Origin of the sequence: Pseudomonas sp. KU26590 (assembly GCF_026153515.1) — a bacterium.
Classification (GTDB): Bacteria; Pseudomonadota; Gammaproteobacteria; order Pseudomonadales; family Pseudomonadaceae; genus Aquipseudomonas.
Window position 1 is genome coordinate 2,335,692 of sequence record NZ_CP110644.1, and the last position, 11,279, is coordinate 2,346,970.

Genomic DNA, 11,279 nt, shown 5'->3' on the forward strand with positions numbered 1-11,279 from the left:
TTCGCCCTCGGGCAGAATCCAGAACCGACATCACGGTTCGGCCCGCCAGGCACAATCAGCCGACCCCTCTCGCCAACTCTGGCACAACCCTTGCTCTTCCTCTGTCACGCAACACCGAACCCCTTGGATAGTGACGGATTATTGGCATGGCGAAGAGCGACGACGCAGCAGTGGCGGACCCCGCAAAAAAGGGCAAGTTGAAAGTCATCATCCTCATTGTGGTGGGGCTGCTGCTGGCCATTGGTGTGTCGGTAGGTGCGACCTGGTTCATCATGCACAAGGCCGAGAGCAAGCCGGATGCAGCCGCCATTGCGGAAGCGGCGAATGCCAAAAAAGAGGCGATCTTCGAACCCCTGACGCCGCCCTTCGTCGTCAACTACAACGTCAACGGCCGTCAGCGCTACATGCAGGTCAGCATTACCTTGCTGGCCCGTGACAAGGCCGACCTCGAAGCGTTGAAAGCGCACATGCCGGTCATCCGTAATAACCTGGTGATGATGTTCTCCGGTCAGCCATTCGATACCATCGCAACGCCGGTGGGTATGGAAATGCTGCGCCAGAAGGCTGCCGCCGTGGTCCAGGAAGTGGGTCAGAAAGAGCTGAACAAGAGCGTGATCGAACAAGTACTTTTCACTAACTACGTACTGCAGTAGGACCACGACATGGCCGTGCAAGACCTGCTGTCCCAGGATGAGATCGACGCGCTGCTGCATGGCGTCGACGACGGTCTGGTACAGACCGATAGTGTTGCCGAGCCTGGCAGCGTAAAAAGTTATGACCTGACCAGTCAGGATCGCATCGTCCGCGGACGCATGCCGACCCTGGAAATGATCAACGAGCGTTTCGCCCGTTACACCCGCATCAGCATGTTCAACCTGCTGCGCCGCTCGGCCGATGTGGCCGTGGGGGGTGTACAGGTGATGAAGTTCGGCGAATACGTGCACTCGCTGTACGTGCCGACCAGTCTCAACCTGGTCAAGATCAAACCCCTGCGCGGCACCGCGCTGTTCATCCTCGACGCCAAGCTGGTGTTCAAGCTGGTGGACAACTTTTTCGGCGGCGACGGACGTCACGCCAAGATCGAGGGCCGTGAATTCACCCCGACCGAGCTGCGCGTGGTGCGCATCGTGCTGGATCAGGCCTTCATTGATTTGAAGGAAGCCTGGCAGGCGATCATGGAAGTCAACTTCGAGTACATCAACTCGGAAGTGAACCCGGCCATGGCCAACATCGTCGGCCCGAGCGAAGCGATCGTGGTGTCCACGTTCCATATCGAACTGGACGGCGGTGGCGGCGATCTTCACGTGACCATGCCGTATTCGATGATCGAGCCGGTGCGCGAAATGCTCGACGCCGGTTTCCAGTCGGATGTCGACGATCAGGACGAACGCTGGGTCAACGCGCTCAAGCAGGACGTGCTCGACGTGTCGGTGCCATTGCGCGTCGCGGTCGCCACGCGTCAGCTCAAGCTGCGCGACATCCTGCACATGCAGCCGGGCGACGTGATCCCGGTCGAGCTGCCGGAACACCTGGTCATGCGCGCCAACGGCGTGCCGTCCTTCAAGGTCAAACTGGGTTCGCACAAGGGCAACCTGGCCCTGCAAGTGGTCGAACCCATAGAACGCCGCTGACGCTCCGTCGCCGGCAAAACGAATGTGCTGCGTAAACGAATCAATGTTCCCCCGAGGCAACCATGGCTAATGACAACGAAATGACTTCTGCTGAAGACCAGGCCCTGGCCGACGAGTGGGCGGCTGCACTGGGTGAATCCGGTGACGGGCAAGCGGACATCGACGCGCTGCTGGCCGCCGACGCCGGCAACTCCGGCAGTCGCATGACGATGGAAGAGTTTGGCGGCCTGCCGAAAAGCAACGGCGCGGTCACCCTGGACGGCCCGAACCTGGACGTGATCCTTGACATCCCGGTGTCGATTTCCATGGAAGTGGGCAGCACCGACATCAACATTCGCAACTTGCTGCAACTCAACCAAGGCTCGGTGATCGAGCTGGACCGTCTGGCCGGCGAGCCGCTGGACGTGCTGGTTAACGGCACCCTGATCGCCCACGGCGAAGTGGTTGTGGTGAACGAAAAGTTCGGCATCCGTCTGACCGACGTGATCAGCCCGAGCGAACGTATCAAGAAGCTGCGTTAAGTGCGCGGCGTGATCAGAACCCTGTCGAGCCTGCCGTTGCTGGCATTGTCCTGGACGGTGATGGCGGCCGATCCGGCGACGCCCGCCACGACTGCAACGCCTGCGGTCGCCGCACCGGTGGCCGGTACGCTGAACAGCGGGATGGGCGGTCAGTTGCTGCAACTGGTGCTGGGTCTGCTGCTGGTGATCGGGCTGATCTTCGTGCTGGCCTGGCTGATGCGCCGGGTGCAGCGCGCCGGGCCGGCCGGCAATCAGGTGATCAAACTGGTGGGCTCCCGCGCTTTGGGAACCCGCGATCGGTTGGTGCTGGTGCAGGTCGGCAATGAGCAGGTGTTGCTTGGCGTCTCCCCCGGCAGCATCACCGCGTTGCACGTGATGAACGAGCCGGTCGAGGTCCCTGACGCCCAGGGCGCGCAGCCGGAATTCGCCAGGCGCCTGCTTGAAGCATTGGGCAACAAGGGCGCGGCCGGGCCACGCACGGGCAAGAATGTGTTCGGCGGTGCGAGTAGAAATGCAGGTACGCCCGGCACGACGGGCGCGACACGTACTACGGATCAGAAGGACACGAACTGATGCGCATTGTTTTGACGCTGCTGTTGTTGCTTGCAGCGCCGCTGGCGTTCGGCGCCGATCCGTTGTCGATCCCGGCCATTACGCTGGGCACCGGCGCCAACGGTCAGCAGGAATACTCGGTCAACCTGCAGATCCTGTTGATCATGACGGCGCTGAGCTTCATCCCGGCGTTCGTCATGCTGATGACCAGCTTCACGCGGATCATCATCGTCTTCTCCATCCTGCGTCAGGCCCTCGGCCTGCAACAGACGCCGTCCAACCAGATCCTCACCGGCATGGCACTGTTCCTGACGATGTTCATCATGGCGCCCGTGTTCGACCGGGTGAACAACGATGCCCTGCAGCCTTATCTGGCAGAAAAACTCACTGCCCAGGACGCTGTGGCCAAGGCCGAAGTGCCGATCAAGGATTTCATGCTGGCGCAGACCCGCTCCAGCGACCTTGAGCTGTTCATGCGACTGTCCAAGCGCACCGATATTCAGACCCCTGATGCGGCGCCGCTGACGATTCTGGTGCCGGCGTTCGTGACCTCCGAATTGAAAACGGCGTTTCAGATCGGCTTCATGATCTTCATTCCGTTTCTGATCATCGACCTGGTGGTGGCAAGTATTCTGATGGCCATGGGCATGATGATGCTGTCGCCGCTGATCATTTCCCTGCCATTCAAAATCATGCTGTTCGTGCTGGTGGATGGCTGGGCGCTGATCATCGGCACCCTGGCCGGCAGTTTTGGTGGCGTATGAACCTGTTTGACGTGGAGTGCGCAGCATGACCCCGGAAGTAGCTGTCGACCTGTTTCGCGAAGCGCTGTGGCTGACCACGACCATGGTCGCCATTCTGGTGGTGCCGAGCCTGATCGTCGGCCTGATCGTCTCGATGTTTCAGGCCGCGACGCAGATCAACGAACAGACCTTGAGCTTCCTGCCGCGCCTGCTGGTCATGCTGGTCACGCTGATCGTGGTCGGCCCGTGGATGGTGCGCACCTTCATGGAGTACATCACCAATCTGTACACCAGCATTCCCCAAGTGATCGGCTGACCCCTCGATGCAACCTCTGCTGGCGTTGACCGACATCCAGATCAGCACATGGGTGGCGGCGTTCATGCTGCCGCTGTTTCGCATCGGCGCGCTGCTGATGACCATGCCGATGATCGGGACCGCGCTGGTGCCCAAGCGCGTGCGGCTTTATCTGGCGCTGGCGATCACCGTCGTGGTTGCGCCAAGCCTGCCACCGATGCCCGCCGTGAGTGCCCTCGACCTCAGCGGACTGCTGCTGATCGCGCAACAAATCATCATCGGCGCCGGGCTGGGCCTGTCGCTGCAGCTGTTTTTCCAGGCGTTTGTGATCGCCGGGCAGATCATCGGGATTCAAATGGGCATGGGCTTTGCGTCCATGGTCGACCCGGTCAACGGCGTGTCGATCGCGACGGTCGGGCAATTCTTCACCATGCTCGTGACCCTGCTGTTCCTGGCCATGAACGCCCACCTGGTGGTGTTCGAAATCCTTATCGAGAGCTTCACCACCTTGCCCGTCGGGCAGGGCTTCGCTACGGCGGACATCTGGTTGTTGGTGATGCGTCTGGGCTGGGTGCTCGGCGCGGCGCTGGTGCTGGTGCTGCCGGCCGTCGCGGCGCTGCTGGTGGTCAACATCGCGATGGGCGTGATGACCCGCGCGGCACCTCAGTTGAACATCTTTTCCATCGGTTTCCCGCTGACGCTGGTGCTGGGCATGGTGATTCTGTGGATCACCCTCGGCGACATTCTCAACCAATATCAACCGCTGGCGGTCGACGCCCTGCAGTTGCTCAGAGACCTGGTCAAGGCGCGCTGACATGGCCGAAAGCGAGAGTGGTCAGGACAAGACAGAAGACCCCACGGACAAACGCAAGCGCGACGCCCGGGAGAAGGGCGAGATCGCACGCTCCAAGGAGCTGAACACGGTTGTGGTGATGATTGTGGGCGCTGCGGGGCTGTTGGCGTTTGGCGGCTCCATGGCGGAAATGATGATGCAGTTGATGCGCGACAATTTCACCATCACCCGCGAGGCGATTCTCGACGAGCGCAGCATGGCGATCATGCTGATGGCCTCGGGCAAGGCGGCCTTGTTATCGGTGCAGCCGATTCTGCTGGCGTTGACCGTGGCGGCGTTCGTCGGTCCTATTTCCCTGGGCGGCTGGCTGTTTGCTGCCGGCTCGCTGGCGCCCAAGTTCAGCCGCATGAACCCGGCTGCCGGCATCAAGCGGATGTTTTCGCCCAAGGCGCTGATCGAGCTGCTGAAGTCGCTGGCGAAGTTTTTGATTGTGCTGGCGGTGGCGCTGGTGGTGCTGATGAAGGACAAGGGCGATCTGGTGTCCATCGCCCATGAGCCGCTGGAGATGGCGGTGGTGCACAGTTTGCAGTTGGTGGGTTGGAGCACGCTGTGGATGGCGCTGGGGCTGTTGATCATCGCGGCGATCGATGTGCCGGTGCAGTTGTGGGACGCCCACAAGAAGCTGCTGATGACCAAGCAGGAGGTGCGCGATGAGCACAAGGACAGTGAGGGTCGTCCGGAGGTCAAGCAGCGGATTCGTCAGTTGCAGCGGGAGATGTCGCAGCGGCGGATGATGGCGGCGATTCCCGAGGCGGATGTGATTATCACGAACCCGACGCATTATGCGGTGGCGTTGAAGTATGACGCGGAGCGGGGCGGGGCGCCGATTCTGTTGGCCAAGGGCAGTGATTTCATGGCGCTGAAGATTCGGGAGATTGCGGCGCAGCATCAGATTTTGTTGTTGCAGTCGCCGGCGCTGGCGCGGTCGATTTATTACAGTACGGAGTTGGATCAGGAGATTCCGGCGGGGTTGTATCTGGCGGTGGCGCAGGTGTTGGCGTATGTGTATCAGATTCGGCAGTATCGGGCGGGGCGTGGCAAGCGGCCTGATCCGCTTAGGGATAATCTGCCGATTCCGCCGGATTTGAGGCGCGATTCGTAGGGCTTTAGATCGTTGAGATCAAGATCAAGATCAAGGGCGTCTGCCTGGGGGCAGACTGTTTCGCCTTCGGCGAGTTACTTGGAAAAGCACCCCAAGTAACCAAGGGTGCTTGCTCCTGGTTGGGCCCGACTTCGTCGGGTTCCTTCACTCCGGTCCCGCTCCGTGGGCCCGCGCCGAACGGACATCCATGTCCTGACGGCGCTCTCGCCGCATCCATGCGGCTCGACCCACTCCACGAGACCTGCGTTCAGCCTGCACCCAAGTCGCGTTTGGTGGTGTCTGGGCTTTTTGTGTTCGAAAATCAAAAGCAAAAGCTTCCCGGCTGAAGCCGGTCCTACAGGGCTCGCCGCCGGTCCCACTGACTGCATGCGCTGCTGTTTGTGGGACCGGCTTTAGCCGGGAAGCTTTTGCTTTGATCGTTCCCACGCTCCGCGTGGTAACGCCGCCCCGGACGCTCCGCGTCCCGCATACGACGCGCCTCAAAGCCGGGGCAGGTGACGCGGAGCGTCACGGGATGCATTCCCACGCGGAGCGTGGGAACGATCAACTGACACACCGCGCACCCCGTAGGACCGGCTTTAGCCGGGAAGCTTCTGCTGTTGCTTTGCTTTCGCTTTTGATCTTCTACGCGGTAGTCCAGACACCACAAAACGCGACTTGGGTGCAGGCCGAACGCAGACGACGCGGAGTGGGCCGAGCGGCATGGATGCCGCGAGAGCGCCGTCAGGACATGGATGTCCGTTCGGCGCGGGCCCACGGAGCGTCGTCGGAGTGAGGGAACCCGACGAAGTCGGGCCCAACCGAGAGCAGGCACTTTTGGTTACTTTTAGTGCTTTTTAAAAGGAACTCGCCGAAGGCGAAACAGTCTGCCCCCAGGCAGACGCTCTTGATCTTCGTGCTTAGGGCAAGCCTGATGACAGCGCAAACAAAAACCGTCTAGAGTGACCGCAGTCTCCTTCAAGGCCTTGCCACTTGACCATTCGATCGAATGCAGCGCAATCCACTGACGCTCAATCCAGCGCCGAGGCGTTGAATGTCCTGTTACTGGCGTGCGCCAAAGGCAATCGACTGGCGTTCGAAGCGATGTATCACGCCACATCAGCGAGGCTGTTCGGTATCTGCCTGCACTATTCCGGCAATCGGGCCGAGGCTGAAGAGGTGCTTCAAGAGGTGTACATCATGGCGTGGCTGAAGGCATCTCGATTCGATCCTCAACTGGCCAGCGCCATGACCTGGCTCTCGACCATGGCGCGCAACAAATCAATTGACCGGCGCAGGGCCCATCGCCCTCACGACACTCTTGAAACGATCCCCGAATTACCCACCCAAGACGACTCCATCCCGGACTCCCTCGAGCGCGAGCAGCAGGGCAGTCAGCTGGATCGCTGCCTGGAAACCCTGGAAGAGGCACAGCAACGCTATATCCGCGTCGCGTTCTTCGAGGGTTGCTCCTATGCCGAACTGGCCGAGCGTCACGGTATTGCGCTGGGGACGATGAAAAGCTGGATTCGTCGCGGGCTCCTTCGACTGCGCCTGTGCCTCGGCCTATGAACGAGCATCCCGTGTCTCCCGAAGAGAACCCGGACCTGCTTATCGCAGAGTACGTGCTGGGCGTGCTCAGCCGCGAAGAGCGGGAGCGGGTGGAGGCGATGATTGCGCTGGACCCTCGTCATCAACGCGCCCTGGCACAATGGCAGGAGCAGTTTGCCGAGTGGCTCGGCCAATTGCCCGCGTCCAGTCCTCCGCTGGGTACCTGGAGCAAGATTGAGCAGCGGTTGTTTGCCGGTGCCAGCCGTTCGCCGTCACGGGCGTCAGGCTGGTGGAACAACCTTGGGCTCTGGCGCTGGACGTCAGCCGCGCTGGCTGCCGGGTTGCTGGCGTCGGTGCTGACCCTTCAGCAGCCTGGTTCTGGAACGGGGCCTGCACTGCTGGCGCGTCTCGATCAGAGCGACGGCAATACCCTGTTTGCCGCCACGATAAACCCTGACCGCCGAGGCGTGCTGTTCGTCAACACGGGCCACGCTGAATGGCCGGGCAAAAGTGCTGAGGTTTGGGTGATCGCCGCCGATGGCAAACCACGGTCGCTGGGCGTGCTGCCGGCCAATGCTTCCGCGACGTTGAACGTCACGCCGCAACTGGCTGACCTGCTCGCCAGCGGCGCGGTGCTCGCCGTCACCCTCGAGCCGTTGAACGGGTCACCGAGCGGGCTGCCGACCGGACCGGTCGTCGCCCAGGGAAAAATATCTTCGCTGTGATGCATCCGTTCTGGCTGCTGCTCCGTATATCTCTCACCTTCATCCGAAGGACCGAAGAATCTAGGAGAAGTACCATGTTGACCATTGCCAAACGCATTGCCGCTGCCTCCTTCGCCGCACTCTGCCTTGCTGCATCGCCAGGCTTTGCCGCCGATACCGTCATGGTCGGTGGCGCCGCCATGTACCCGACCAAGACCATTGTCGAGAACGCCGTCAACTCCAAGGACCACACCACCCTCGTTGCGGCGGTCAAAGCTGCAGGTCTGGTGGACACGCTGAACAGCAAGGGCCCGTTCACCGTCTTCGCCCCCACCAACGAGGCCTTTGCCAAACTGCCCGCCGGCACCGTCGAGACCCTGGTCAAGCCTGAGAACAAAGCGGACCTGACCAAAATTCTGACGTACCACGTCGTCGCCGGTACCCACACCGCCAAACAATTGATGGCGGACGCCAAAATGAATGGCGGCAAGGTGATGCTGAAAACCGTACAAGGCGAATCCCTCACCGTGATGCCCCATGACGGCAAGCTGTGGGTGATGGACGCCAAAGGCGGCAAAAGCGCGGTCAGCATCGCTGACGTGATGCAGTCTAACGGCGTCATTCACGTGGTCGACTCGGTACTGATGCCTTAACCACGGGTGTAATCGCTGCTGTACCCGGTGGACATAAGCCCTGTCCACCGGGGTCCAGGGCCTGACTGGCGACTGACGTCATGTCGGGCAACGGACTCCCTCTGCTCATCCTCCCGCACCGCCGCTATTCCCTGCGCACATTTATTTTCAATTCACTGCATCCAGTTCGTTCTCCCCCGGGTAGTACAAGAAGTAGCGATGGCTGCTGACCTGTTTATCTAATGGAGAGATCGCATGAACGCTAAAAAATGGCTGGGCTCGTTCGGTGTTTCATTGGCAGCCTCTTGCCTGCTGGCCACGGCGCCGGCGGCTTACGCGCAGATGGCGCTGCCTGACGCGGTGAAGGTTCCGGACGGTCACAAGATCGCGATGGAGACGGTGGGCGTGGGCGAGATCACCTATGAGTGCCGCGACAAGCCCAACGCTGCCGGCCAGACAGAGTGGACATTCGTCGGCCCGAAAGCGGTGTTGAATGATCGCAGCGGCAAGCAGGTCGGCACGTACTTCGGTCCACCGGCGACGTGGCAGGCCGCTGACGGTTCGAAGATCACCGGTACCCAGCTCGCCGTGGCCCCCGCCGGCACGGGCGATATTCCGTATCAGCTGGTGAAAGCCAACCCTGCCGAAGGCAAGGGCGCGATGAGCAACGTCAGTTACATCCAGCGCGTGGCGACCAAAGGCGGTGTGGCGCCGAAGATGGAGTGCTCGATGGCGACCAAGGGCAAGCAAGAAGTCGTGAAATATCAGGCGGACTATATTTTCTGGGCCGCCAAGTAGACCAACGTCCCACGTCATGCCGCGCCGCTGACGCACAAAGTCATCTACGCTGCATCGACGCAACCCCGGCCTTTGGGCCGGGGTATTTCTTTTCGTTGGCGGTTGAACATTTTGTCCCTACCTGAAGACTGTTTTGACTACGAAGCCTGTCTGGCGGCCTGCGCTCGAGGTGAGCGGCGGGCCTTGCACGACCTCTACACCCAGGAAAGCGCACGCCTGCTCGGCGTCGCCAAGCGGATCGCCCGCAGCGACGCGCTGGCCGAGGACATCGTGCACGACGCCTTCATCAAAATCTGGACCCGCGCCGGCAGTTTCGACGCGGCGCGAGGCACTGCCCGTGGCTGGATCTTCAGCGTGACGCGGCACCTGGCGCTGAACTTCATGCGTGATAGCGCGCACATCATTCAGGTCAGCGAGGAAAGTGAAAACGCGGTGCTGGCCGAGGCTGCGATGGACGTTGCAACCGAAGTCGACAGTTTTGAATACCGCGCCCGCTCGGGGCGCATCTACGGGTGCCTTGAACAACTGGAACCGGCGCGTCGCAACTGCATCCTTCATGCGTACGTCGACGGATACTCGCACGCGGAGATCTCGCAGAAAGTCGGCGCGCCGCTGGGCACGGTGAAAGCCTGGATCAAACGCAGTCTGGTGGCATTGCGGGAGTGCATGGGATGACAGGCTATCCGTTGAAAGACAGCGCCGATGAACTGGACGCACTGGCCAGCGAATACGTATTGGGTACGTTACCGGCCGAGCAACGACTCGACGTGCAAAACCGCCTCGCCACGGATGCCGATTTGCGCGCGGCGGTGGACGCATGGGAAGCGCGCCTGCTCGCCTTGACCGAACTCGCCGAACCACAAGCCCCAAGCCCGCGGCTGTGGGGACGGATCGAGCGCAGCATGGAAAGCCAGGCACGCCGAGCCCCCCGAGCAACGCCTGCTGTTGAACGGCATTCGTGGTGGGATGTGCTTGCGCTGTGGCGCGGACTGGCCGGCGCAGGCTTGGTGGCGACACTGCTGCTGGGCTCGATGCTCCTGACCCGAACTGCCCCGGTGAACCCCACGACGTATCTGGTGGTGCTGGTCGCCCCACAGAACCAGGCCCCTGGGTGGGTCATCCAGGCCAGCAACCCGGAAGAAATCCAGCTGATCCCCCTGGGCGCCACCCAAGTCCCGACCGACAAAGCCCTCCAATTCTGGACCAAGGCTGACGGCTGGCAGGGCCCCGTGTCCCTGGGCCTGGTCAAACCCGGCCAGACCCTCTCCATCCCCGTAAACAAACTGCCGCCGCTGCAAGCCAACCAACTCTTCGAACTCACCCTCGAAAACCCCAACGGCTCCCCGACCGGCAAGCCTACCGGCCCGATTCAGTTCATCGGGCGCGCTGTGAAAGTGATCTGAACCGGCTGGACGCGGAGCGTCTAGGGCGGCATTCCCACGCAGAGCGTGGGAACGATCAGCGGTGCGCGACGCCAGATTTGCGCCGTGACACCTGACGCCTTCCCGGCTAAAGCCGGTCCCCCAAAAAGCAGCGCGTGCATTCAGGGGGAACGATCGGGTTTGCAGAGCGTGCCAGCGAACCCAGGGTGTCAGGGAATTGAAATGCAGCCGAACCACCGCGTTCGCGGGCAAGCGCGCTCCTACAGGGGAATGCATTCAGCCAGTAAAACCGCGTGCAGTCAGTGGGACCGGGTTTAGCCGGGAAGCTTTTGCTTTTGATCTCCGAACACAAAAAGTCCAGACACCACAAAACGCGACTTGGGTGCAGGCTGAACGCAGACGACGCGCAGTGGGCCGAGCCGCATGGATGCGGCGAGAGCGCCGTTGCGGACATGGATGTCCGTTCGGCGCGGGCCCACGGAGCGTCGTCGGAGTGAGGGTACTCCGACGAAGGAGGAGCCCAACCAGGAGCAGGC

At 61.5% G+C, this 11,279-nt stretch carries 13 protein-coding genes and 1 pseudogene; all 14 read left to right on the plus strand.

Features of this window, described 5'->3' with window-relative positions; genetic code table 11:
- Positions 1 to 146: 146 nt before the first annotated feature.
- The gene (fliL, locus tag OKW98_RS10415; RefSeq protein ID WP_265389073.1) at positions 147 to 653 is read left to right on the plus strand and encodes a flagellar basal body-associated protein FliL; all 507 of its coding nucleotides are present in this window, start codon (positions 147 to 149) and stop codon (positions 651 to 653) included.
- A 9-nt stretch (positions 654 to 662) separates the two neighbouring features.
- Positions 663 to 1,631, plus strand: coding sequence for a flagellar motor switch protein FliM (fliM, locus tag OKW98_RS10420; RefSeq protein ID WP_237251446.1), 969 nt, complete (start codon positions 663 to 665; stop codon positions 1,629 to 1,631).
- Positions 1,632 to 1,693: 62 nt separating this feature from the next.
- Positions 1,694 to 2,152: a flagellar motor switch protein FliN gene (fliN, locus tag OKW98_RS10425; protein ID WP_265389074.1), complete on the plus strand. Its 459-nt coding sequence runs from the start codon at positions 1,694 to 1,696 to the stop codon at positions 2,150 to 2,152.
- Between the two features lie 60 nt (positions 2,153 to 2,212).
- Positions 2,213 to 2,605: pseudogene (gene fliO, locus OKW98_RS10430) on the plus strand (flagellar biosynthetic protein FliO); the annotation flags it as partial.
- A 119-nt stretch (positions 2,606 to 2,724) separates the two neighbouring features.
- On the plus strand, positions 2,725 to 3,468 hold the full coding sequence (gene fliP, locus OKW98_RS10435) for a flagellar type III secretion system pore protein FliP (RefSeq protein ID WP_265389075.1): 744 nt from the start codon (positions 2,725 to 2,727) through the stop codon (positions 3,466 to 3,468).
- 25 nt (positions 3,469 to 3,493) lie between these two features.
- On the plus strand, positions 3,494 to 3,763 hold the full coding sequence (gene fliQ, locus OKW98_RS10440; RefSeq protein ID WP_065987304.1) for a flagellar biosynthesis protein FliQ: 270 nt from the start codon (positions 3,494 to 3,496) through the stop codon (positions 3,761 to 3,763).
- A gap of 7 nt (positions 3,764 to 3,770) precedes the next feature.
- Complete coding sequence (fliR, locus tag OKW98_RS10445; protein WP_265389076.1) at positions 3,771 to 4,556, plus strand: flagellar biosynthetic protein FliR; 786 nt, start codon at positions 3,771 to 3,773, stop codon at positions 4,554 to 4,556.
- A gap of 1 nt (position 4,557) precedes the next feature.
- Positions 4,558 to 5,697: a flagellar biosynthesis protein FlhB gene (gene flhB, locus OKW98_RS10450; RefSeq protein ID WP_265389077.1), complete on the plus strand. Its 1,140-nt coding sequence runs from the start codon at positions 4,558 to 4,560 to the stop codon at positions 5,695 to 5,697.
- A gap of 972 nt (positions 5,698 to 6,669) precedes the next feature.
- The gene (locus tag OKW98_RS10455; protein ID WP_265389078.1) at positions 6,670 to 7,248 is read left to right on the plus strand and encodes a sigma-70 family RNA polymerase sigma factor; all 579 of its coding nucleotides are present in this window, start codon (positions 6,670 to 6,672) and stop codon (positions 7,246 to 7,248) included.
- 11 nt (positions 7,249 to 7,259) lie between these two features.
- Entirely contained in the window at positions 7,260 to 7,952 is a 693-nt protein-coding gene (locus OKW98_RS10460; protein ID WP_265389079.1) for an anti-sigma factor domain-containing protein, read from the plus strand.
- Positions 7,953 to 8,026: 74 nt separating this feature from the next.
- Entirely contained in the window at positions 8,027 to 8,584 is a 558-nt protein-coding gene (locus OKW98_RS10465; RefSeq protein ID WP_265389080.1) for a fasciclin domain-containing protein, read from the plus strand.
- A gap of 234 nt (positions 8,585 to 8,818) precedes the next feature.
- A complete protein-coding gene (locus tag OKW98_RS10470; RefSeq protein ID WP_265389081.1) occupies positions 8,819 to 9,361 on the plus strand; it encodes a DUF3455 domain-containing protein in 543 nt (180 codons plus the stop codon).
- A gap of 111 nt (positions 9,362 to 9,472) precedes the next feature.
- The gene (locus tag OKW98_RS10475; RefSeq protein WP_265389082.1) at positions 9,473 to 10,036 is read left to right on the plus strand and encodes a sigma-70 family RNA polymerase sigma factor; all 564 of its coding nucleotides are present in this window, start codon (positions 9,473 to 9,475) and stop codon (positions 10,034 to 10,036) included.
- Positions 10,033 to 10,764, plus strand: coding sequence for an anti-sigma factor domain-containing protein (locus OKW98_RS10480; RefSeq protein WP_265389083.1), 732 nt, complete (start codon positions 10,033 to 10,035; stop codon positions 10,762 to 10,764). The genes OKW98_RS10475 and OKW98_RS10480 overlap by 4 nt, the downstream gene beginning before the upstream one ends.
- Positions 10,765 to 11,279: the final 515 nt, after the last annotated feature.

Coding starts and splice junctions, on each gene's coding strand:
- fliL (WP_265389073.1), top strand. CDS start 147: ATGGCGAAGAGCGACGACGCAGCAGTGGCGGACCCCGCAAAAAAGGGC.
- fliM (WP_237251446.1), top strand. CDS start 663: ATGGCCGTGCAAGACCTGCTGTCCCAGGATGAGATCGACGCGCTGCTG.
- fliN (WP_265389074.1), top strand. CDS start 1,694: ATGGCTAATGACAACGAAATGACTTCTGCTGAAGACCAGGCCCTGGCC.
- fliP (WP_265389075.1), top strand. CDS start 2,725: ATGCGCATTGTTTTGACGCTGCTGTTGTTGCTTGCAGCGCCGCTGGCG.
- fliQ (WP_065987304.1), top strand. CDS start 3,494: ATGACCCCGGAAGTAGCTGTCGACCTGTTTCGCGAAGCGCTGTGGCTG.
- fliR (WP_265389076.1), top strand. CDS start 3,771: ATGCAACCTCTGCTGGCGTTGACCGACATCCAGATCAGCACATGGGTG.
- flhB (WP_265389077.1), top strand. CDS start 4,558: ATGGCCGAAAGCGAGAGTGGTCAGGACAAGACAGAAGACCCCACGGAC.
- OKW98_RS10465 (WP_265389080.1), top strand. CDS start 8,027: ATGTTGACCATTGCCAAACGCATTGCCGCTGCCTCCTTCGCCGCACTC.
- OKW98_RS10470 (WP_265389081.1), top strand. CDS start 8,819: ATGAACGCTAAAAAATGGCTGGGCTCGTTCGGTGTTTCATTGGCAGCC.
- OKW98_RS10480 (WP_265389083.1), top strand. CDS start 10,033: ATGACAGGCTATCCGTTGAAAGACAGCGCCGATGAACTGGACGCACTG.